General features: G+C 46.7%; 22 protein-coding genes. 3 read left to right on the top strand and 19 right to left on the bottom strand.

The features are described 5' to 3' along the window. Positions 1-10: 10 nt before the first annotated feature. From CHH60_RS14630 to CHH60_RS14640, 4 genes are all read right to left on the bottom strand, one after another. Positions 11-517, bottom strand: a complete 507-nt coding sequence (locus tag CHH60_RS14630; protein ID WP_095359798.1) for a type 1 glutamine amidotransferase domain-containing protein — start codon at positions 515-517, stop codon at positions 11-13. Positions 518-838: 321 nt separating this feature from the next. Next, positions 839-1,006: a hypothetical protein gene (locus tag CHH60_RS29800; RefSeq protein WP_153979744.1), complete on the bottom strand. Its 168-nt coding sequence runs from the start codon at positions 1,004-1,006 to the stop codon at positions 839-841. A gap of 74 nt (positions 1,007-1,080) precedes the next feature. Next, positions 1,081-1,542 carry a D-aminoacyl-tRNA deacylase gene (dtd, locus tag CHH60_RS14635; protein WP_095359799.1) on the bottom strand — a complete coding sequence of 154 codons (462 nt, stop codon included), beginning with the start codon at positions 1,540-1,542 and terminating at the stop codon, positions 1,081-1,083. A 12-nt stretch (positions 1,543-1,554) separates the two neighbouring features. Further along, a complete protein-coding gene (locus tag CHH60_RS14640; RefSeq protein ID WP_095359860.1) occupies positions 1,555-3,732 on the bottom strand; it encodes a RelA/SpoT family protein in 2,178 nt (725 codons plus the stop codon). A 372-nt stretch (positions 3,733-4,104) separates the two neighbouring features. Here CHH60_RS14640 and uraA point away from each other — a divergent pair, with 372 nt between their 5' ends. Next, complete coding sequence (uraA, locus tag CHH60_RS14645) at positions 4,105-5,421, top strand: uracil permease (protein WP_095359800.1); 1,317 nt, start codon at positions 4,105-4,107, stop codon at positions 5,419-5,421. A 187-nt stretch (positions 5,422-5,608) separates the two neighbouring features. Here uraA and CHH60_RS14650 read toward each other — a convergent pair whose 3' ends face one another. From CHH60_RS14650 to CHH60_RS14675, 6 genes are all read right to left on the bottom strand, one after another. Further along, the gene (locus CHH60_RS14650; protein WP_095289483.1) at positions 5,609-6,121 is read right to left on the bottom strand and encodes an adenine phosphoribosyltransferase; all 513 of its coding nucleotides are present in this window, start codon (positions 6,119-6,121) and stop codon (positions 5,609-5,611) included. Between the two features lie 36 nt (positions 6,122-6,157). Continuing rightward, complete coding sequence (recJ, locus tag CHH60_RS14655; protein WP_095359801.1) at positions 6,158-8,566, bottom strand: single-stranded-DNA-specific exonuclease RecJ; 2,409 nt, start codon at positions 8,564-8,566, stop codon at positions 6,158-6,160. A 40-nt stretch (positions 8,567-8,606) separates the two neighbouring features. After that, positions 8,607-9,572, bottom strand: coding sequence for a cation diffusion facilitator family transporter (locus tag CHH60_RS14660; RefSeq protein WP_095289481.1), 966 nt, complete (start codon positions 9,570-9,572; stop codon positions 8,607-8,609). Positions 9,573-9,645: 73 nt separating this feature from the next. Continuing rightward, positions 9,646-10,554: a protein translocase subunit SecF gene (secF, locus tag CHH60_RS14665; protein WP_095359802.1), complete on the bottom strand. Its 909-nt coding sequence runs from the start codon at positions 10,552-10,554 to the stop codon at positions 9,646-9,648. After that, a complete protein-coding gene (gene secD, locus CHH60_RS14670; RefSeq protein ID WP_095359803.1) occupies positions 10,544-11,794 on the bottom strand; it encodes a protein translocase subunit SecD in 1,251 nt (416 codons plus the stop codon). The genes secF and secD overlap by 11 nt, the downstream gene beginning before the upstream one ends. Before the next feature lie 91 nt (positions 11,795-11,885). Continuing rightward, positions 11,886-12,125 carry a post-transcriptional regulator gene (locus CHH60_RS14675; RefSeq protein WP_095289489.1) on the bottom strand — a complete coding sequence of 80 codons (240 nt, stop codon included), beginning with the start codon at positions 12,123-12,125 and terminating at the stop codon, positions 11,886-11,888. Between the two features lie 227 nt (positions 12,126-12,352). Here CHH60_RS14675 and spoVB point away from each other — a divergent pair, with 227 nt between their 5' ends. After that, on the top strand, positions 12,353-13,963 hold the full coding sequence (spoVB, locus tag CHH60_RS14680; protein ID WP_095359804.1) for a stage V sporulation protein B: 1,611 nt from the start codon (positions 12,353-12,355) through the stop codon (positions 13,961-13,963). Positions 13,964-13,978: 15 nt separating this feature from the next. Here the strand turns inward: spoVB and CHH60_RS14685 are convergent, their stop codons facing one another. After that, entirely contained in the window at positions 13,979-14,719 is a 741-nt protein-coding gene (locus CHH60_RS14685; protein ID WP_095359805.1) for a DUF421 domain-containing protein, read from the bottom strand. 185 nt (positions 14,720-14,904) lie between these two features. Here CHH60_RS14685 and CHH60_RS14690 point away from each other — a divergent pair, with 185 nt between their 5' ends. Further along, positions 14,905-15,297 carry a TIGR04086 family membrane protein gene (locus CHH60_RS14690; protein WP_095359806.1) on the top strand — a complete coding sequence of 131 codons (393 nt, stop codon included), beginning with the start codon at positions 14,905-14,907 and terminating at the stop codon, positions 15,295-15,297. Between the two features lie 88 nt (positions 15,298-15,385). Here the strand turns inward: CHH60_RS14690 and yajC are convergent, their stop codons facing one another. The 8 genes from yajC to CHH60_RS14730 all read right to left on the bottom strand — a co-directional run bounded on the left by yajC (position 15,386) and on the right by CHH60_RS14730 (position 23,280). Continuing rightward, a complete protein-coding gene (yajC, locus tag CHH60_RS14695; protein ID WP_095359807.1) occupies positions 15,386-15,697 on the bottom strand; it encodes a preprotein translocase subunit YajC in 312 nt (103 codons plus the stop codon). A 66-nt stretch (positions 15,698-15,763) separates the two neighbouring features. Next, a complete protein-coding gene (gene tgt, locus CHH60_RS14700) occupies positions 15,764-16,900 on the bottom strand; it encodes a tRNA guanosine(34) transglycosylase Tgt (protein WP_095289474.1) in 1,137 nt (378 codons plus the stop codon). 54 nt (positions 16,901-16,954) lie between these two features. Continuing rightward, positions 16,955-17,983, bottom strand: a complete 1,029-nt coding sequence (gene queA, locus CHH60_RS14705; RefSeq protein WP_095359808.1) for a tRNA preQ1(34) S-adenosylmethionine ribosyltransferase-isomerase QueA — start codon at positions 17,981-17,983, stop codon at positions 16,955-16,957. Between the two features lie 7 nt (positions 17,984-17,990). Then, positions 17,991-20,075, bottom strand: coding sequence for a SpoIID/LytB domain-containing protein (locus CHH60_RS14710; protein WP_255247934.1), 2,085 nt, complete (start codon positions 20,073-20,075; stop codon positions 17,991-17,993). A gap of 93 nt (positions 20,076-20,168) precedes the next feature. Then, complete coding sequence (gene ruvB, locus CHH60_RS14715) at positions 20,169-21,179, bottom strand: Holliday junction branch migration DNA helicase RuvB (RefSeq protein ID WP_095359810.1); 1,011 nt, start codon at positions 21,177-21,179, stop codon at positions 20,169-20,171. 56 nt (positions 21,180-21,235) lie between these two features. Beyond that, on the bottom strand, positions 21,236-21,850 hold the full coding sequence (gene ruvA, locus CHH60_RS14720) for a Holliday junction branch migration protein RuvA (protein ID WP_095359811.1): 615 nt from the start codon (positions 21,848-21,850) through the stop codon (positions 21,236-21,238). Continuing rightward, the gene (gene ruvC / locus CHH60_RS14725; protein ID WP_056701196.1) at positions 21,847-22,350 is read right to left on the bottom strand and encodes a crossover junction endodeoxyribonuclease RuvC; all 504 of its coding nucleotides are present in this window, start codon (positions 22,348-22,350) and stop codon (positions 21,847-21,849) included. The genes ruvA and ruvC overlap by 4 nt, the downstream gene beginning before the upstream one ends. 237 nt (positions 22,351-22,587) lie before the next feature. After that, on the bottom strand, positions 22,588-23,280 hold the full coding sequence (locus CHH60_RS14730; protein ID WP_095359812.1) for a BofC C-terminal domain-containing protein: 693 nt from the start codon (positions 23,278-23,280) through the stop codon (positions 22,588-22,590). Between the last annotated feature and the right edge of the window lie 155 nt (positions 23,281-23,435).

The following is a 23,435-nucleotide window of genomic DNA, read 5'->3' on the forward strand; positions in this document are numbered from 1 at the left end:
CCGTGACCGATTATATGACTTTCAACAGTTCACGAACAAATGCAGGCTCATCAGCTGGTGTTCTCGACGTAATGTAATTGCCGTCCACTACAGCCTCATGATCCTTAAATTCAGCACCTGCATTGACCATATCATCCTTAAGTGGAAGATAGGACGTAATGGTTCGCCCTTTGAGCAGGTCAGCGCTGGCCAGAATTTGCGGGCCATGGCAGATTGCAGCGATTGGCTTCTTCGCACTGTTGATCTCCGTTACAAACTTAAGGATGTCTGCATCCGTACGCAGATTTTCAGGAGATGATCCCCCTGGAATGACCACAGCGTCGTAATCTGAAGCTGACACTTCTGCAATCGCCTTGTCTGAAGTATAGGAAGCCTTGCCGCCTTTACCTTTGAGCGTTTCTCCTGCCTTCAAACCGATGATTTCCACTTCGTGTCCGGCTTTTTTCACCTCATCATATGGGACCTGCATTTCCGAATCTTCAAAATCGTTCGCCAATAAAAAAGCAACTTTACTCATAACGTACGTTCTCCTTTCCGTGTTCGAAAAATCTTTTCATATTCGGGTTTTGCAGAACTTAGTAATCTACAAATTCAGTAAATCCATGTACAAACCCTGAACCTCGGCACGATACTGTGCCTCGTGTTGTTATTACCCTAACTGCAGCTGTTTATAACAGCTTAAGTAATTGATAATTGAGTCTCTTCCCAACACGGAAACAAAAACACATAAAAAAGCCCAGATTCGAATATCGAATCAAGGCTTTCGGCTTTGCTGCTATACGAGTAAGCTTTGGGCATATAAAATGACTGCTTGCTTACAGCTTTTCTCTCATCATAACTAGGCACGCGGCAGGTGACTCTGTTCCCCCTTGTCCGAATCCTGGGTAGACCAGATCGTAGCCACGCATTCAGAAGCTGCGCGAGCCAACTTTAGCGACTCATACAGATTCCCGGGAATGAGCAGTGGTTCCATACGGGAACGAGTTATCTTGGCAGATTGACGCATAGTGAGAGATACTCCTTTGATCAGCATATGCTAGTACTAGAACTATCCCTCATTATGGCCTGATCCCAGGTGAATTATGCACGTGCTTCCTGACGGATAGGGCTCTCCAACATTAAAGTCACGGGACCCCAGTTGGTGAAGGACACATCCATCATGGCTCCGAATCTCCCTGTTTCCACCTGAAGGCCTTTATCCCTCAATAGTTGATTAAAGGTCTCATATAACACCTCAGCTGCTTCTGGACGGGCTGCAGCTGCAAAACTCGGGCGTTTCCCTTTGCGACAGTCGCCATATAGAGTAAATTGCGAGACCGAAAGGACTGCGCCACCCACATCCATCAGGCTAAGATTCATCTTTTCCTGATCATCCTCGAAAATTCGAAGTCCTGCCACCTTGTCTGCGAGGTACACCGCATCTTTCTCCGTGTCTTCATGAGTAATACCTACGAGCAGCATGACCCCGGATTCAATCCGTCCCGTTATTTCGTCACCAACTGTAACCTGAGCCTCTTTGCAACGTTGTACAAGCACTCTCATCTGACCGGCTCCTTACTGCATAATCCGATGCACGGAATAGACATCTTTTACCCGTTTGATCCGTTCGACGACAGAATGCAGATGCTCTGTATTGCGGATCAGGATTGTAACGTGCACCAATGCTAATTTATTTTTGTCTGTCCGTCCGGTGACGGCAGATATATTTGTTTTACTTTCGGAAACGGCCTGAAGCACTTCATTGAGCAGTCCATTGCGATCATGTCCGGTAATCTCAATATCGACACTGTAGTTGGCCTCAATATTTTCTTCCCATTCCACCTCAATGACGCGTGCTGCTTCCTCTCCATCCCCGCTTGAAGGAATGTTCGGACAGTCGCTGCGGTGCACGGATACCCCACGACCGCGCGTAACGTAACCGATAATGTCATCACCCGGGACAGGATTACAACAGCGTGCAAAGCGAACGAGCAAATTATCGATGCCTTTGACACGAATGCCGTTGGTAGGACGATTCTTGCGTTCAGGTGCAGGCTTCAGCTCCCGCATTTCGGAATTCAATTCGAGCAGGCTCGACTCTTCCTGTTCCTTGCGCAATTTCTCGGTTGCTTTGGTCACGATCTGTGCAGCAGTAATACCACCGAATCCAACCGCTGCAAGCATATCATCAATATCGTTAAACGCATATTTTTTGCATGCTTCCATCAATTTGTCATCCGTCATCCACGCAGAAGGATCAAGCCCCATACGTTTCAGCTCGCGCTCACAGCTTTCGCGGCCTTTTTCAACGTTTTCTTCGCGGCGTTCCTTCTTGAACCACTGCTTGATCTTGGCCCTCGCATGGGATGATTTCGCAATTTTGAGCCAATCCTGACTTGGACCATATGAATGTTTGGACGTAAGTATCTCAATGATATCTCCAGTCTTCAGATGGTAGTCAAGTGGCACGATGCGACCGTTGACTTTGGCACCAATCGTACGGTTACCCACTTCGGTATGAATTCTGTACGCAAAATCGAGCGGCACGGAACCTGTAGGCAACTCAATGACTTCACCTTTTGGCGTAAATACAAATACCAAATCAGAGAAGAAATCCATCTTAAGGGATTCGACAAATTCAGATGCATCCTGCGCTTCATTTTGAAGCTCAAGAATTTCCCGGAAAAACGTAATTTTATCTTCAAAATTATTTCCGGTTGCTGCACCTTCCTTATAGGCCCAGTGGGCCGCAATCCCGAATTCGGCAGTACGGTGCATATCCCATGTCCGAATCTGAACTTCAGTCGGCTCCCCATTCGGGCCAACCACCGTTGTATGAAGCGATTGGTACATGTTAGCCTTAGGCATTGCAATGTAATCCTTGAAACGCCCAGGCATTGGTTTCCATAATGTGTGTATAATGCCGAGGGTAGCATAACAATCTTTGATATTATCCACAATAATACGAATCGCAAGCAGATCGTAGATTTCGTTAAACTGCTTGTTCTTCGTTGTCATTTTTTTGAACACACTGTAAATGTGTTTCGGACGACCAGACAGATCTGCCTGAATTCCCATCTCATCAAGCTTGGTCGTAATTCCATCCATCACCGTATCGATATACTGCTCACGTTCTGCACGCTTCTTGTGCATCAGATTTGCAATACGGTAGTATTGCTGCGGATTCAAATAACGGAGAGCAATGTCCTCCATTTCCCATTTGATCGCAGAGATACCCAAACGGTTGGCAATGGGACAGAAAATCTCCAGCGTCTCATAAGAAATCCTGCGCTGGCTTTCTTCCGATTGGAATTTGAGTGTCCGCATATTGTGCAGGCGGTCAGCCAATTTGATAACGATGACACGGATGTCCTGCGCCATGGCGATGAACATTTTACGATAGTTTTCGTTCTGCTGCTCTTCCTTGGAGCGGAACTGAATACGTTCCAGCTTCGTCAAGCCGTCAACAAGCATGGCACACGTATTGCCGAAGTGATTGCGGATTTCTTCAAGCGATACCGTAGTATCTTCTACAACATCATGAAGAAGCGCTGCAATAATGGAGATGGAGTCCATCTGCATGTTCACAACAATGTCGGCAACCGCAAGCGGATGCAGGATATACGGTTCTCCCGATTTACGCGTCTGTCCATGGTGGGCCTGATCAGCAAATTCGTAAGCTTCACGTATGCGCACCAGATCGGGTTCTTTGATATAAGCTCCGGCCTTCTCGAGTAATTGCTCTATGCCCATTCTGATCTGTTCCGTGTCCTTTCTATACAAAATGGAACCCGTGACAAATGCATCAACACAGGTTCCCCGTAAAAGTAATTTCCTATAATTATGACGCTTCGCCCGTTTCCCGTCAACTGCTGGCGAATAAGAGCGTATATCCAATTTTTTAAAAGAATTTATGACTGGCCCATCCATATCTCCATAATCCGCTTAACGGGATTAAACCGTGCCTTTATCTTAAATATTATGGCCATTTATATTCGAAATAGAATCAATATTTGCTAAAAAACGTACATTCGAAGCCAAATCGCAAAAAATGTTATTGCTTAATTAAGAGAAACTCTGTAATCTATTGAAGATTTGTGTTTCGGAAAAGGAGATGAATGTTCATTGCAACGCGAAATTCAGGTTAATCAGAAGATGCCACTAGGATCTGGCTCCCTGCTCAGTCTGCAGCATTTGTTTGCCATGTTTGGCAGCACTGTGCTTGTACCCAATCTGTTCGGGGTTGATCCAAGCATGATCCTGTTGATGAACGGTATCGGAACATTGCTTTACATATTGATGTGCAAAGGCAAAATACCAGCATACCTGGGTTCCAGCTTTGCTTTTATCGCGCCCGTTACATTTGTTATAGAATCGCATCCGGGTAACGGCTACTCGATGGCCCTCGGAGCATTTATTATAACAGGCATTGTATTCTGTCTTGTCGCTCTTATCATCAAATATGCCGGGACGGGCTGGATTAATGTTGTGTTCCCTCCAGCAGTCATGGGAGCCATCGTAGCCCTGATCGGTTTGGAACTCGTGCCTGTTGCAGCCGGCATGGCTGGGCTGATCAATTCTGACCCTGTGAACAACCCCAACTGGGTTCCTCAGGCCAAGCCCATTATTTTATCCATGGTAACTCTCGGTATCACTGTTATCGGAGCCGTAACCTTCCGAGGATTCCCCAAAATCATTCACATTCTGATCGGTATTGTATCCGGATATGTCCTTGGGTACTTTATGGATGCAGTCGAAACAGAAAAGATTGCAAGTGCTAATTTGATTTCCATGCCAACAGTCACGACGCCTACGTTTGACTGGTCCGTTATCTTCACTATTTTGCCCGTAGCTCTCGTTGTTATTGTAGAGCACATCGGACATTTGCTTGTAACCAGCAGCATTGTAGGCAAGGATCTCTCCAAAGACCCTGGTCTCCATCGTTCCCTGCTCGGAAACGGAGTTTCCACTATACTTTCCGGTTTTGTTGGATCCACGCCGAATACAACCTATGGTGAAAATATCGGTGTTATGGCACTTACAAGAGTCTATTCCACCTACGTTATTGGTGGAGCAGCCATCATTGCGATCGTGCTCTCCTTCTCAGGAACATTCTCGGCGCTTGTTGCTAACATTCCGGTACCTGTTATGGGTGGAGTATCTCTGCTTCTGTTCGGGGTCATTGCCGCATCCGGTCTGCGTATCCTCGTTGAGCAAAAGGTGGACTTTGCGAAGCCAACCAACCTGCTCCTGACAACGCTTGTGCTTGTCATCGGACTCAGCGGAACTCAAGTATCCATTTACGGAGTACAATTGAAAGGAATGGCACTGGCTACCATTGTCGGTATCCTGCTGAGCCTGTTGTTCAAATTGTTCGAAGTACTCGGATGGTCTAATGACCAATCGGAAAAACAACCCCTGACTGAGAAAACCCCCGACTAATGTCCTTGGTCGGATCGTAATCATCCGCATTCGGGGTTACCTACAAAAATAGATACCAAAAAGCCTGCTTTCTCAATTCTTAGGAAATGAGAAAACAGGCTTTTTAATAATCATTAATGCTGTATATTATTTCCCGGGAAACGGGAGATGCACTTTAAAGTGATAAGACAGCACGCATGCAGGGATCTTAGTAGTTCATCAACGTAAATACATCGATCTCCGGCAATTTGGCACGTCCATTCAGGTCAGACAGCTCAATCAGGAATGCTGCACCTACAACTTTGCCTCCCAATTGTTCAATCAGGTTAACGGAAGTTGCAATCGTTCCACCCGTTGCCAGCAAATCGTCAGCAATCAGGACATTTTGTCCTTTTTCAATTGCATCGGTATGCATCGCAAGTGTATCCTTGCCATATTCGAGATCATAACCTACTTCAATCGTCTCTCCAGGCAGTTTTCCACTTTTGCGAATCGGAGCAAAGCCGACACCAAGAGCGTATGCCAGAGGGGCGCCCACAACGAAACCACGTGCTTCAGGTCCAGCAATGACATCAATTTTGAGATCAGAAACCATTACTTTCAGCTCATTGATTGCCTTGCGGTACATTTCTCCATCCTTCAACAATGTCGTAATGTCCTTGAAGCTGATTCCCGGTTGTGGAAAGTCAGGAATGACACGAATATACTCTTTAAAATCCAAAATAATCTCCTCCTAAAATAAATACACAACTTCCATCTAAGATACGCCCTTCATCCGGGATATCATCCATTGTGTCAGCTGCGGTGTAGATGCATCCAGCAGTACCTGTTCTGTCTCGGCCATATTTTCCAGTGCCTGATAATGACGGGACGAGGCCAGATCGCGTTTGGGCGGGTTATCCACAAACGATATTTTGCCATCCTTGCGGGTGATGAACGATAACTCTTCAAACACATCCAGCATCATGGTAATCATACGCGGCGAACATCCACACTGACGACTGAGCACAGGAGTCATCTCTTGTTCCTCTACCGGTTCAGCTCTCCATTTCGACACCAGCATATAAATACGCTTAAAGAGGTCTCTGGAAGGCATCTGAAGGCGATCTCGGCGGTTGCCTGATCCGTGCAGAAGGATGATATTCTCGGCTCCGCTGAACATGGTCAGCATGGCATCAAGTTGTTCCGGGGTTTCCGGCGTATCAAACACAAATAACGTCCGGACCTGTTCCTGTCCATAATGCTGTGCAGCAGCATTATGCGGAAATAACCCGACCTTTCTATCATATACCCAAAGGCACGGTTCATACAATGAATTTCCCTCAGAAACATCGATATCCTTCCGGACAATCGCACCTATTGAGCCAGATGTATACCTTAAATGCACTTCAAGTGAACCAAGAAACTGTTTCATCGCGTTTAGTGGATCAGCATTCCCACGCAGATCGAAGACTTGCGCGTGTGGAACATGAATGTCCTGAAGCATCAATTGCGGTTTGCGCATCCCGTTCCATTCATTGATGGACAATTCGCCCATTACATCAATAAGAGTTCCCACAGGTAAAAATTCGGCTAAAGCTCCCTTGCCAAAGGCAACCGTTTCGAGCTGCTGCCCGTCTTGTTCGAGAACCAGTTTCAGATGCCGTTTCTCCCGGCCCATCGTTCGTGTTTCTTTTACCATGACATTCCTCAAAACAAAACGAGGCGAAGGATTGCTCATGCCGAAAGGTTGAAGTCTGTCGATTTCCTGAATGACTTTCAGCGGCACGTCACTAATTCTACACTCGTCGTCTGCCAGTCGCTCAGGCATAAAATCCGCTTCCGTCAGAACGGAGGCTGCAAACTCATTCAACCCTGACTCCAGCTCTTCCAGCTGATCCTGATGAAGGGTCATGCCTGCAGCTGCCGGATGTCCACCATAGTGGTCCATTGTATGTTTACAAGCGGTGAGTGCCTCATAGATATCCAGGCCATCAATGGAGCGGGCAGAGCCTTTGCATACACCCGTCTCGGGGTCTATTCCCAAGATGAGCGTCGGACGATAATAGCGTTCCAGTATTTTGGAGGCTACGATGCCCACAACCCCCACATTCCAGCCTTCTCCCGCGAGAACAATCACATCGGGAACTTTGCCGGAACGAAGCTGAATTTTTTGCTCCAACTGCGCGCTGGCTTCCTGGACAATGCCCTCAACGACCTGCTGCCGTTCCCGATTTAACAAATCGAGTTGACCTGCAAGCATATGAGCCTCATCCAGATTCTCGGTTGTAAGAAGCGAAACAGCTCTTCCTGCATGATCCAAACGACCACTGGCATTAATGCGGGGAGCCATTGCAAAGGCAATATTAACCGAGGTGACCTGGCTTTGATCCACGCCGCTAATTTCAAGCAGCGCACTTACACCTGGAAGACGTGATCCCCGCATGGACTCAACGCCATAACTGACAATAACCCGGTTCTCTCCTTCAAGCGGCATGAGATCGGCGACGGTGCCAATGGCAGCAATCTCCATCCATTCACCAGGCACCTCACCGATCAGGGCTTGGGCCAGTTTCAAGGCTACTCCCGCGCCGGCCAAGCCTTTGAAAGGATAGGGACAATCGGGAAGTTTGGGATTAATCAAAGCAAACGCTTCTGGAAGAGTCTCAGGCGGTTCATGGTGATCCGTTACGATGACTTCCATTCCAAGTGTTGCCGCATATGCAATTTGTTCCACCGCACTGATTCCTGTATCGACCGTAATAATTAGAGTAACCCCTTGCTGATGGGCCCAGTCCAGCGCATGATTGTGCAATCCATAGCCTTCATTGGACCGATGAGGGATGTAGATATCATAGGATGCCCCAAGATGCCGCATTAAATGGATCATTAACGAAGTACTGGACACACCATCTGCATCGTAATCTCCATAAATTAAAATATGTTCACCACGCTCCAGCGCAAGCCGGATACGGGGGACAGCTTCATTCATGCCCCGTAGCAGATAAGGATCATGCATCTGCCCCAGATCCGGATGAAGAAACCGCTCTGCCTCAGTTTCATTATGGACTCCCCGGCTAACCAGCAAACGTCCAACAAGTGCTGAAACGGAAAGCGCCTGCGAGAGTCCCGCAGCCGCCTCCAAATCGATATTCGGTGTGTTCCACCGGTATTGCGAATAAAGCAATGATAACGCTCCTTTCCTGATCTACGGGACCCGCGCTTCATTACTGAATTAATGTCGCTTCATGATCGGGCAGTTCATGATTGGATTTGTATGGATATCCCGGATCATAAGGGATAGCCTGGATCTGTACTTCTTTTACATGACTAAACCGGGTTAACAGCAAGGTCTTGGCCCGATTAGCTATTTCCTGTGCTTCCAGCACCGAAATTCTCGGATTCACACTAATGACCAGTTCAACGGTTACAGCATGTTCCTGTTCCCGAGCAGTCAGATGCTCAATCGTAATAACACCATAAACCCGTTGTACCGTTTCCTTAAAATCCATGGCCTCTTCCTGTTCCAGTTCCTGAACAAGCGAGCCATAGACGGTGTCTACAATCATACGGTAACCCTTATGAAGCACGAAGCAGGAAGCAATAAGTGCAGCCGCTGGGTCCATATACAGCAGAACATGAATCCCCATCGTTTCACCAGCCATAGAACCTGCAATGCCTACGAGTACGGTGAGAGAACAATAGAGCGCACGGCGATGTTCCTGAGCATAGGACAGTGCCTGCGACTGATTCCGCCTGCGGTAATATCGATATTGAAATTGAAAAATAGCTTCTTTCACAGCAAGTGCAGCAAAAGCTGCAATAAGTGCATGATCGTATTTTGCCGATTCGCCAGGCTCATCCCCGGTCAGTCCGGTCAGAGCAGAGATTGCAATCTGAAGGCCTCCCATAAGGATCAGGACGGACAGTAGCACCGTAATCCCGGGCCTCGCCATGCGCGAATGCTCTCTGGCCTTTTCCCTGCGAGCTTTGTTCCTATCCTGTACAGACTTCGAGGGGAAGAGACCTGCCAGTGAGGAAGCAGCTTCCGAGGCAGAATACAGACCATCGGCAAGCAGCGATTTGCTGTTCGCCATATAACCGACGCCAGCCTTAATCACTGCAAGTGTCATATTCCCGGCAATACCACTCCACGTTGCCGCTTGAGCAGCTGGAATACGTTCTCTGGTCATGGAAATTCCCCCTTAATCCTGTACGTAAAGTTGCAAAACCGCGCCTGACAGACGCGGCTTGCAAATAAGATGTTTAGTTGGATGCTTTGGCTGCCGTTTTCGGCTTGTCCACTTGTTTTCCTTTGAGAACCAGCCACAGCGGTGCAGCGATGAAGATGGATGAATATGCACCGAACAGTGTCCCGATTACCATCGCAAGCGAGAACATGCGAATGGACTCTCCACCGAAGATAAACAAACAGATGGATGCCGCAAACACTGTAAATGTCGTGTTCAATGAGCGTGTCATCGTTTGAGACAAACTGCGGTTAACCACTTCACGCAAGTCGGCTTTTGTTGTTTTCTTGGCGAAACGCAGGTTTTCCCGAATACGGTCAAAAATAACAATGGTATCATTAATGGAGAAACCGACAATCGTCAGTACAGCGGTAATAAAAGTCAGATCCACTTCCAAACGGAAGATGGAGAACACACTAATGACGACAAATGCATCATGGAAGAGCGCAATAACGGCTGCCAGTCCAAAACGCCACTCAAAACGGATTGCAACATAGATCATGATCCCGATACTTGCGATGAGGACCGCATAGATTGCATTACGTTCGAGTTCTTTGGCCATTTCCGGGTCAACGGTATTGACTTCATAAGAAGCCTCCGGGTCCAGCTTGGTGAACTCCTCTTTGAACTTGCTCTCTTGTGTCTCATCCAATACGTTGGAGAAACGAACGTTAACTCGGTCGGCACCTGGTGTAATATTTACATCGCCTTCATTGACACCAATGTCTTGGATTATCGGAGTAATTTGTTCTGAAGTAATGGCCTTGGAAACGGTAATGTCCACATTCGAACCTGAGCGGAAATCAACCGCATAATTTAATCCAAGGGAGAACAAACTGATAATCCCTGCCAAAGTCAAAATAATGGAGAACGTGTAGGCAAATTTACTGCCTTTAATGTAATCATAGTTCCAATTAAAGCGCACGAATTTCACTCTCCTTCACTCCGAAGTACTTAGGCTTCTTCAACACGTTAGCCCGCACAAGCAGGGTCAACAGGAAGCGGGAGAAGAAAATATTCGTGATAATGCTGGTGACGATGTCAAAAATCAGCACGAGCGCGAAACCTTTGACTGCACCTGTACCCAGGAAAAACATAACGGCCGCAGCAATGATGGTTGTGATATTGGAATCGATAATGGTACGGAAGGAATGTTTGCTTCCCGCCTTGACTGACGACAGGATCGATTTACCACTCCGCATTTCTTCCTTAATCCGCTCGTACGTGATGATGTTGGCATCAACCGCCATCCCTATACCCAGGATAAATGCAGCAATACCCGGAAGGGTAAGTACAAATTCGCCCATATAGAAGATTGCGAGTACCAGCCACGTATGTGTAATCAAGGCAAAGCTTGCGATGATTCCCGGAATGCGATACAGACCAATCATGAACACTAAAATAATAACGGAACCGATCAAGCCCGCTTTAATCGTTTGGTCGAGAGACAATTTACCCAGCGTTGCTCCAACGCTTTGCGAGTATTTCTCTGTAAGTTTCAGAGGAAGTGCACCCAGGTTAATGGTGTCACGCAGTTGATTCGCTTCCTCACGTGTGTAATTACCAGTAATCTGTGCCGAACCGTCCGTCAATTGCTGTTGTACGGTTGGGGCAGAGAGCAGCTGATCATCCAGATAGATGGCAAGAGGTTGTCCGATGAGACGTTTGGTAACTTCCGAGAACTTCGCTTTATCTTTGACCTGGATATCAATCATTGGTTCATTCAGTTGATTGAAAGTCACTTTTGCGCCGTTCTCAACAAATTCGTTTCCTCGAAGCTCAATCTTCGTATACTCGCCTTCCTTGTCATTCTCTCCTTTACTACGGAAAGTCAGGACGGCAGGTTCTTTCATTTTGGCTCTAACTTCTTCCTCGTCTGTAACACCAGCCAATTTCAAACGAATCCGGTTGGTTCCTTCTGTGGTTACTTCCGGCTCGCTTGTTCCGAGCGCATTGGCACGGCTCTCCAGACTTCTTGCAGTTTGTACCAAAGAGGCTTTGGTAACTTGCTGCCCTTGTTCCAGCGGCTCTGCTTCATATAAGATCTCGTAGCCTCCCTTTAAATCGAGGCCCAAGCGAATATTCTTGAGCAGGCCCGGACTTGTGCCCAACATGACTCCTGTGGTCACAAGCACGACCAGAATGAAACTGACAATTCTCTTCATGCCGTTCCTAGATCCCCCTTCATTCTCAATATTCCTATTATAGCGATGCCGTAAAAAGCAGTCAATTTCCAACACAAAAAGATCCCTTTCGTTAGAAAGAGGATCCCCGGTATGCAGAAACGGTCATAAAGTTCATAAAGCTTGTTGCTTTCAGTGACAAAATGTCGTTCACCAGTTGGTGAAGCGGTGGAATGCCCTGTTTTTCATATTTATGACTAACGCAATTCCAGACATCTTTGCTGGTCACATATTCGTACCCGACAAGCCTTAATTCCTCCGCCTTGCTGCGACATAACATCTCAATGGATTCTTCCAGTTCCATATCGTTCATTTCTTCCAAGCGGGGAGCGCCTCCCTTCTTACGCACAAGCCTTTATGCGGCATCAATATTACATGATTCGACTTCATACATTCATATTCCTGCTTGCCCAATCTGGATCTTTTTGTTAATGAAGTCCAAGTTGTCATGAGAAGACAGTGGACTGGCATAGGATGAAGGACAACGGCTTTGTCCCGTTTACGAGACCTGTTACTTTCAACCGGGAAAGAGGGGTAGTTTTGAAGAAACAGACATTTATTCAGGGAGCCATGATCCTGCTAGCCGCAGGCATTATTAATCGTATTCTCGGTTTTATCCCCCGTATTGTGCTGCCTCGCGTGATCGGAGCAGAAGGGGTTGGTTTGTATCAGCTGAGCTATCCTTTCTTCATCGTACTCGTCACTTTAATTACCGGAGGCATCCCGCTCGCCGTTGCCAAACTCGTTGCCGAAGCAGATACAGGGGCCAACCGCTATTCTCCCCAGCGCATATTACAGATTAGTCTAAGCTTCACCTTGACCTTGGGCGTAGTTTTCATGTTTCTGTGCATTGTCTTTGCCCCGTGGGTTACACGTTATGTTCTGACGGATGAGAGGGTGTATCATACGTTTGTAAGCATGAGTCCGATGATTGCGATTATAGCCGTATCCGCAGTGTATCGTGGGTATTTTCAGGGCAAGCAGAATATGATTCCCACTGCCGCTTCCTCCATTACGGAAACCATTGTACGCATTATTTGCGTGATCTGGTTTTCCTGGCTGCTTCTCCCACAAGGTATTGCCCAGGCAGCAGCAGGGGCCATGCTCGGGGCGCTCGTCGGTGAGTTTGTCGGCATGCTTGTACTTCTATGGAATTATAACAGACATAAAAAGGATCCTGTGCGCTCCAATCATCTAATCCCACCAAATGCTAATATGCCTTCACCCGCACTACCCGTTGATTCAAATGCATCACAAACAGGATTGATCAGACGCCTCCTGGCCATCTCTGTACCCGTAACAGCAGGCCGCCTAGTAGGCTCACTCTCCTACCTTGCTGAAACCATTGTCACCGCTCAGAGTCTGGCTCTTGCAGGCATATCCCGTGGACTGGCGACCGCTCAATATGGTGCGTTACAAGGCATGATCATTCCGCTCCTGCTCCTGCCGGGTGCGCTCACTTCATCACTTGCCACATCACTTGTTCCCTCCCTGTCTGAAGCATCCGCACAGGGGGATCGAGCGCTCATCCATAAACGAATGCACCAGGCACTGCGGCTTGCCCTCGTTACAGGTGCCCCTTTTTCTGTTTTTATGTATGTGCTTGCCGAACCGATGTGTTTAGTACTGTATAATGATGCATCGATTGGAAGCATGCTTAAACTTATGGCTCCTTTTGCCTTGTTTATCTACATTCAGGCACCTCTTCAAGCTGCTCTGCAGGCACTCGATCGTCCAGGAAAGGCTCTTCTCAATACATTTATCGGTGCGGTCATTAAAATCACTTTGATTTTGCTGCTAGCATCCAAACCTGAATACGGCATTTTCGGTGCAGTGATTGCCATCTGTGTGAACTCGACTGTCGTTACTCTTTTACATGCCAGAAGTGTACGTAATTTGCTTCAATTCCGGTTTAAATTGATGGACTGGGTCAAAACAGCCACCGGCATGGTGATTATGGGAGCAGCAACACTAATGGTATATGAACATACAGCTGTCTTGCTACCTTTTTGGCTGAGAATGATCCTTGCTCCTTGTGCTGGTCTCATTGTTTATTTTATCGTCATGGGTATGACCCGTATGATTGATTTTCATGATCTCTCCCGGATGCCGATCATCGGTTCTTGGTTCCAACGGCGTTCTCGTAAGTAAGGTACTTCGCTGTCGCTATTTTTTATCATCCTTCAAACTTACGAATACTTTGCCGTTGTGGTCGATGGAGCATATAAATACTTCCTTAAAATCAAGCACACCCTTTTGTTGAATCTGATTTTTCAGCCAAAAACGTGTTTTCTGGATCAGCTCCAAATTTTGATCTTGGACCTTTCCGTCCATAATTAACGGCAGGGGGAGACCCTCATATTTAATATTTTGAAAGCCATCGATCTTGTCCTGCCTGGGCTTTTTCATATTATTTTGCGATGAACTGTATCCTTGGCCCGAAGAAGAGTTATCCATGGGGATAACCGTTAATTTCCCGGTCGTTTCCAAAATGGCAAATTCGACTTCACCAATACTATCGATATTCTGTTCACGCAACTGCAGCAGCAGGTCATCCAGATTATACCGCTGTTTGCGCATTTCATCCCGATGCAGTGTCCCCTTGGAAATGAGTACCGTCGGTTTGCCATCAATCATGAGTCGTAAACGACGGCTCTTGAGACTTAGAAAAGCCATGCCAATCTGGACAACAAGTACAGTCACCATCGGCACAATGCCGTGAGACAACGGTTTATCTGTATCCTCAATAACAAATGCTGCTATCTCGGCAAGCATAATGGACACAACCAGATCGAACATGGACAGCTTGCCTATTTCCCTTTTCCCCATAACCCGAATGGCTCCATAGACGATAAAATACATGAGAATCGTTCGAAAAATATGTGCACCTATATCCGAAAAATTCATAACATGGTCCCTCCTTCACATCTGATTTACAAAAACAGATACCTGAAGCGTAATCCCTATTTTGACCGGAACCAGATAGGCTCATGCGAATCTTGATTGTTCATTTAATGGAAAATACAGTTCATAACTACAGAGGCTTGACCATACAATGTATTAATTTCAAACTTGTACAAGGGGGTTGCTTCATGCAGCTGATTCGCCGAGTGATTTCGTTTCGAATGTCCAACCCGATTTTGTCGGGCCTCTGCCATGCATTTGTGTGGATGTTACTGGGAGCGTTGATCCTCTCTCTCTTTCTCTGGATGAGCAGCATGCGTGAGCAAGAACTTTCGCTTTACACGTATGTCGTTCATGGCTTGTCTTTGCTGGTTGGAGGATTTGTAGCGGGAAAACGGTCTGGCGAAAAAGGCTGGTACCATGGAGGTCTAACCGGTATCATTTATGGACTGATCGTATTGCTTATTGGTTTCCTCGCTTTGGATGCTTCATTCAATTGGAAAGACAGTCTGCAGCTTGCAAGTGCATTTCTGATTTCTGCACTGGGAGGAATTTTCGGGGTGAATACACACAGATCGTAGAAAGTTTGAATCTTATGACCATTCAGAGAAAAAGAAAAAGAGAACCGGACCTCCAAAGGAGATCCGGTTCTCTGCAACAAACTACAATCTATTCAACAGCGGTTTCACGACTCACTGCACTGCTGATTGCATTACGGTCGAATGTAAGCTTAGTTACATCGTTTACACGAAGTACAACAACATCATCCGTAATTTCAGCGATTGTACCGTGAAGGCCACCGATCGTTACAATTTTATCGCCTTTTTTCAACTGGTTCAGCATTGCATTACGCTGCTTTTGCTTTTTGTTCTGTGGACGAATCATCAAGAAGTAGAAAATCGCAACCATGAGTACCAAAGGTACAATCAAAGAAACAATTCCACCGCCTTGCGTTGCTGTTAAAGGCATTCCCTGAAACATTCAAAACTCCCCCTTATCGACTATACTTTCAAGTACTGCTTGTTTCTCCGGTTCTGCAAAACCTGATCAGAAACCTTTGTCATTGTCGTGAAGACCATATTGATCGAAAAATTCATCACGGAAATCAAGCAAACGATCTTCCATTATGGCTTTGCGCACATTGCGCATCAAATTCTGCAAGAAATGAAGATTATGAATGGTCGTCAAACGCAAGCCAAATGTTTCATCCGCTTTGATCAAATGACGCAGGTAAGCTCTGGAGTAGTTACGACAAGTATAGCAATCGCATTCAGGATCCAGTGGACCAAAATCTGTTGCAAACTTGGCGTTACGAACAACGAGTCGTCCCTGGCTTGTCATTGTTGTTCCGTTACGGGCAATCCGGGTAGGCAGTACACAGTCGAACATGTCCACTCCACGAATCGATCCCTCAATCAATGCATCGGGCGAACCTACTCCCATCAAGTAACGTGGTTTATTGGAAGGTAACAGCGGTACTGTGTAATCCAATACGCCATACATCAAATGTTTCGGCTCTCCAACACTCAGTCCACCAATAGCATACCCCGGGAAATCCATGGAAGTCAAATCTGCGGCGCTCTGACGACGCAAATCCTCGTGCATGCCTCCCTGTACGATAGCAAACAGGCCTTGATCATGCGGACGAGCATGACTTTCGAGGCAGCGTTCCGCCCAGCGGCTCGTTCTTTCGAGTGATTTTTTTACATATTCATATTCAGCCGGATACGGAGGACATTCATCAAATGCCATCATAATATCGGAACCGAGTGCATTCTGAACTTCCATCGCAACCTCAGGTGAAAGGAACTTCTTGTCGCCATTCAGGTGGGAACGGAAATGAACGCCTTCTTCCGTAATCTTACGCATCTCGCTAAGGGAAAACACCTGAAACCCGCCGCTGTCCGTCAAAATCGGCCGATCCCAGTTCATGAACTTGTGCAGACCGCCAGCCTGGCGAACAATCTCGTGTCCTGGTCTGAGGAACAGGTGATAGGTATTGCTCAGAATAATCTGTGCATCCATCTCCTTCAACTCTTCAGGACTCATTGTTTTTACAGTCGCCTGTGTACCAACAGGCATAAAGGTTGGTGTCTCGATAATACCATGCGGTGTATGTACACGTCCCAGACGCGCACCGGATTGTTTACATGTTTTGATATGTTCATACGTTATTGCTGCCATTGGTTTTAATCATCCTCTAAAATTAATCGTTAGCCTCAGTATGCCCTTTGTGAATCAATAGATTAACATGGCATCGCCAAAACTGAAAAAGCGGTATTTCTCTTGAATCGCCTGCTCATATGCATGCATGATATGTTCTCTGCCTGCTAGTGCACTAACTAACATAACAAGTGTCGATTTCGGCAAATGAAAGTTTGTAAGCATGCCATCAATAACTTTGAAGGTATAACCTGGGTAGATAAAGATTTTGGTCCAGCCGCTGCTTTCCTGAAGCTCTCCATCTTCAAACTTGCTGCCAACCGTTTCAAGCGTTCGACAGCTCGTCGTTCCTACTGCAAATACACGGTTACCGCGTTTCTTCGTTTCATTGATAAGGTCCGCCGTTTCCTGAGACATGGAGTAATACTCTTCGTGCATCTCATGATCTTCCACAACATCAACAGACATTGGGCGGAACGTTCCGAGTCCAACATGAAGCGTAATGAAAGTAACATTAACTCCTTTGGCACGGATCTGATCCAGCAGCTCATCCGTAAAATGCAGCCCGGCTGTTGGAGCCGCTGCTGATCCTTCGTGCTTTGCATACACCGTCTGGTATCTTTCACGATCATCCAGAGTCTCTTTGATATAAGGAGGCAATGGCATCTCGCCCAAGCGATCCAGGATCTCCTGGAAGATTCCAGTATAGGAGAATGTGAGTGTACGTGCACCCATTTCGCCTTCTTCATCAATGACAGCCTTAAGTTCATCACCGAATACAATAACTGAACCGGCTTTCAGCCTCTTCCCTGGTTTGACAAGAGCTTCCCAGCGGTCACCTTCCACATTTTTCAGCAGGAGTACCTCTGCTTTGGCTCCGGTATCTTCTTTTGTACCAAACAGTCTCGCTGGCAGTACCCGTGTGTCATTTAATACCAAAGTGTCGCCAGGCTCTAGAAAATTGATGATATCCGGGAACGAGCGATGGTTAACCTCACCGTTCTCCTTGTTTAATGTCAGCAGGCGCGATGCCGTACGATCAAGCAAAGGCGTCTGTGCAATCAACTGCTCTGGTAATTCAAAATCATATAAGTTCACATTCATTTTCAATTCATTCCTTAACAATAGTCGCATTTTGATAATAGTGTTTCAATATTGTCTGGTAATCATACCCTTCATCTGCCATACCTTTGGCTCCCCATTGAGACAAGCCCAATCCGTGACCATTACCTTGGCCGATAAACATGAAGGTTTGACCCTCGGTTACTGCTCTGGCTTGACCATCCCCGCTCATAACGATAAGAGCATTACCGGATGATGTTCCCGTTCCAGAAGCGGACAACACAGCAGCACCTTTTGATCCGGTTTTGCTTGAGGTTTGCCCGTCAGCGCCTAATACAGTATAACTTCCGGTCCCTGCAATATCAAATAAAGTACTCGGCAATCCTCCAAGTGCAGAACGATATGTATCTGCATATTTGACTGTCATAGGTTGTCCATTCGCACTCACTTCAAGAGCTCTACCTGAAGGTCCACGCTTTGTGACTTCCAAGGTAGAGATGGATGCCGGAACGGTGGTCGTTGTTTTCCCTTGTAACGCTTTAACCAACGCAGCAGAGGTAAATGGTCCTCTTACCCACGCGTAATCATTGGATTGAGCCACTTTCGCCAAAACAACAGCCTCGGTGCCCGGGTTCATTTTGGCCACCGGTTCAACCGTGGATTGAATCAGTGGAATGGGACGTACGTTGGTGTTTTGGGCAGTGACTGTGACTTTGGACAATCCTGCTTCTGTTTTAGTCGTCAATTCTTTTACATTATCCTCACGGATATATCCACTAACCCCTGAGCTTAGTAGTACATGGTACCATGTGTGTAAACCTGCCTGAGCTGACGCATCTCCAGGGCTTTCCACATTACTGAATACTCCTGCGCCCCCGTTCCATACTTCGGAAGGGTGAGCCGTTTGGCCCCCAGCATTGGAAGAGAACACAGCTTCAACGATTTTACCGCCGCTTTTGATAACTTCACCTGCTGTTGCATCTACTGCGCTTGTTACTTTATCGTTCTCCGAGCCTATTCCGTTATAGGCTTGGCTGAGTGTCGTATCCACAACATTGGCGATTTTGAATCGCTCTCCCTGTTGAAGTGCATAAGAACGAGCTGCGACGGCCTGAACTTTCAGAGCCTCTGCCGGCCAGGATGAATATACTTCAGCTCCTACTACCGAGTATAGATACTGCTCAAGCGGAACAACGTTGACCAAAGCCAAATCTCCGCCTACGATACTAACTTCCATGTCCCCCCGGTATGTCCGTGCGGAACGCTCCAACACTTTAATCCCACTTCCATCACCCTGCACATAAGCTTTTGCTTCACTGCCTGCAATCGTGTAATGTGGAGCAGTTTTCAGCGTATCTGTGCTGAGTCCCGCATCCTGTCGGATCATGAGCACATTGCTGTCAGATACTGACGTCAAGCTCACGCCCGGTGCCTTGACTTCCACCGTTTTTTTCAATGCTGCTAGTTCGGCGTCCGTTACCGCTTCCCCGACCCATACTGAATATCCTTGAGCACCACCACTTAACTGCAATACGGTAATGGCATTGATACCAGCGGCTAAGAGCGATTCCTGTGCAGCCTCAGCTTCCTGAAGCGAGCTGTAGCTCCCAGCTGACAAATGTTTGTTTCCAGTTACCACTGGTTTTTGACCCCCGAGCCCTGCTGCTGCCACCTTTTGTACTCGTGCAACGGCTTGTGTAGCCAAAGCTTCTGTCGCATAATTTCCTGTGTATAGTTGATACGAGGCCTTACCGCTCAGCGTCGTTGTGAACAGCAATGGTTTATCACTGGTCGCCTGCAGCAATTTTGCTGCTGCTGCAGCAGTCTTGAAGTCTCCGGTTTCCAGCACTTTCACGCGGAAGCCATCTGCACTGAAGCGAATTTGACCAGCAGGAAGTGTAACTCCTGCCCCACCCTCTGATCCAATGCTCCACTTACCGGTTGATTCAAGTGTAATGAGAGGTGTTGTTGACTTATATGTGCTACCCAGATTCGCAAACATGGCTACCCGAATCATCTGCCCGTTACTCTCTGCAGCAAAAGCGGGCACTTGCAGACATCCCACTGTTAAGAGAGCAGCAGCCAGTACCTTTAACCGCCGACTCCACTTCTTCTTTTGTAATGCTTTCCCCACGTTCAAACTCCTCTCCATGCTGTTTCTACACGTTATATCGGGAAGTTTACATAAAAACTTCAATTTGTTTTTTAAGAACTTCAGAAACCCGGATTACTTTCCGTCCTTCGGTGGTATAGGCAAACCAAGATGATGATAAGCCAGATCCGTAACAACCCTGCCTCTTGGTGTACGCTGAATCATACCGATTTGCAGAAGATAAGGCTCATAGACATCCTCAATCGTCTGACTTTCTTCACCAATCGTTGCTGCAATCGTGTCCAGTCCAACGGGTCCTCCGCGGAAACTGTTAATCATGGATTTAAGCATCTTATGATCAATCTCGTCCAAGCCGCGTGGATCAATCTGAAGCCGTTTCAACGCTTCTTCAGCCAGTGCCTGGGTAATGATTCCGTCGCCCCTTACCTGGGCAAAGTCACGTACCCGTTTTAGCAAACGATTGGCAATTCGCGGTGTCCCGCGTGAACGGAGAGCAATCTCTTCTGCAGCATCGCCAACAATTTCAACGCCCAAAATTTCTGTAGATCGTGAGACGATATAAGCCAGCTCATCCACGGTATAAAACTCCAACCGACTGATTACACCAAACCGGTCTCGAAGCGGTGCTGACAGCAATCCAGCGCGTGTTGTAGCCCCAATCAGGGTGAATGGTGGAAGGTCCAATCGCACGGAACGCGCACTTGGGCCTTTTCCGATCATAATATCAAGGGCAGAGTCCTCCATAGCCGGGTACATTACTTCTTCAACGGTACGATGCAGACGATGAATTTCGTCAATAAACAGGACATCGCCTTCCTGCAGATTCGTCAACAGCGCAGCCAGATCACCCGGTCGTTCAATTGCCGGTCCCGATGTGGTACGCAAGTTTACGCCCAATTCGTTGGCAACGATATTGGCAAGAGTCGTTTTACCAAGTCCAGGCGGACCGTAAAGCAACACATGATCCAATGCTTCATTGCGTAATTTGGCAGCTTCAATATATACTTTCAAGTTTTCCTTGACCTTGTTTTGTCCGATATATTCATTCAGATACCGGGGACGAAGACTCAGTTCAACATTCTGATCCTCCATCATCAGGTTGGCGGAAATAATCCGGTCATCCATGTTCATCCCTACCTTTTTTTGTGCGGGCTACTGCTATAATATATATGCAAATTTAACTATCCCGTAAACAGCATTTGCAGCGCACGTTTCATCAACACATCAACAGAATCAGCCGATGTAACATCCTTCTTCAATTTCAGCCATACTTTATCGAGCTCACTGTCTGTATAACCGAGAGCCTTCAAACCGTCACGAGCCTCATCCCAGGCAGAACCGCTTCCCGCTTCCTCAGAAGGTGGGGCAAACAAGCCTGTAGCATAAGCCGCTGCACCAAAGCCATCCAGCTTGTCTTTCAGATCCAAAATCATGCGTTGTGCTGTCTTTTTGCCGATACCCGGCAACTTCGTCAGGAACGTCAGGTTCTCCTGGTAGATCGCTGTAACGACATGCTCTGGCGTACCGCCTGCCAAAATACCCAGGGCCACCTTTGGTCCGATACCGGATACTTCGATTAGTTTGCGGAACAAACGCTGTTCTTCCCGTGTAACAAATCCAAATAGTAGCATCGCGTCTTCACGCACATGATGATGGGTATACACCGTGATCTCGCCTTCCTGCTTCGCAAACGCAAACGGATTTGGACAGAATACACGGTATCCCACGCCATGAACATCAAGCACAATATAGTCATTCTCGACATGTACAAACTGTCCTCTTAGAAAATCAATCATTTTCGCAATACCTCATTCAACTTGGAATTTAATGTATATGAGTGCGCGTGACATACAGCCACAGCTAGAGCATCCGCTACGTCATCTGGCTTCGGTATAGCCTGCAAACGCAAGAACATTTTGACCATTTCCTGCACCTGCCGTTTCTCTGCCTTACCGTATCCTACAATGGCCTGTTTAATCTGCATTGGGGTATACTCCGCTATAGGCAGTCCCTTCTGAGCAGCAGCAAGTACCATAACGCCTCTTGCCTGACTGACAGACATCGCTGTAGTTACATTCCTGTTAAAGAAAAGTTTCTCCAGTGCTACTGCATCTGGTTTGTATTTATCAATCAACTGCACCATGCCTTCATACACGTGAAGCAGCCGTTCTTCTTCAGGTGTATGGGCTTCAGTCTGAATGCAGCCATATTGTACGGGTACCACTTTACTACCGATCTTATCCACAAATCCAAAACCGACAATCGCAATCCCCGGGTCTATTCCCAAAAAACGCAAAACCATCTCTCCCTTACAATAAAGCGAACATATGTATCGTTCATTTCATTATAACAAAAGATAGACCCTGCGACAGGAAAAACTTTGTCTAATCTCAGGAGTGCATGGTTCGGCATCATACTGGCTTTTCTGCACGAATGCTTGTACTTGTCGACTCGTTATTTTCTACGACAAAAAGGACATCTTTCGATGTCCCATGATTGACTTCTCGGTATGACCACTTTGGATGTTATCCATTCATCCGCCATTTCGAAGCTCTTCTTTATGTGGTCCATCAATGGCATAATCACTAAAAGTCGAAATCACGCTATTATATTCATCCTTGTCTTGTACACGGATACCTTGCTGTAGCTGCTCCAGTATCCCTTCAGGCAAAGAACTCTCGAGCGATCCCACGTCCATTTGAAAAAAAGTACGGATTACTTTTTCTTCTGCAGGTCGACCTTCGTAAAGATTAAGATTTCCCACCGCATCCACGCTGATATATGCCTGTTCCTTGCATAGTGGTGAAAGATCATCTACTTGTTTCTTGATTTGCAATGTATCAGTAGTCACTACCTCAGCCTCCCACTCCGGATGCTGTTGAAGTAACACTTTTAATTGAGGTATGGCCATCTTCCCCAATTGTTCTGTTTCAATTCCGCAAATATAATGCGTCTCCATAACCACAGAAGTTAAACGATCCGTCTCGGATTCAAGTTGTCTCAATATGCTTTGTACCTCTTCTTCGGAACGTTCTTCCGCGACTGGAGCCATGGCTGTAGCGGCTTCACTGAAGTTAGTGGTTAACAACCGCTCAATGTGAGATGAAATCGACAACCCGCTGTATGCCAGGATAGTAATAGCCACCAATGAGGCAGCCATCCATGTTGTTCGTTTCCAACGCCGCCATCGTCTTTTAAGCTGTTTTCTGAAGTTAAACGTGTTCACATGAACCCCTTCTATCACTTTTTTAAACCTAGTGTGACCGAAAGGATTATGCTTTATGCAAAATTAAACCAATGTGAAAAGCCAAAGTACTTTCCTCATTATTTTAGAAAATATAAAAGTGGACTATCTATAGTAAGATAGTCCACTTCTTAAGA

Origin of the sequence: Paenibacillus sp. 7523-1 (assembly GCF_002276415.1) — a bacterium.
GTDB lineage: Bacteria > Bacillota > Bacilli > Paenibacillales > Paenibacillaceae > Paenibacillus > Paenibacillus illinoisensis_A.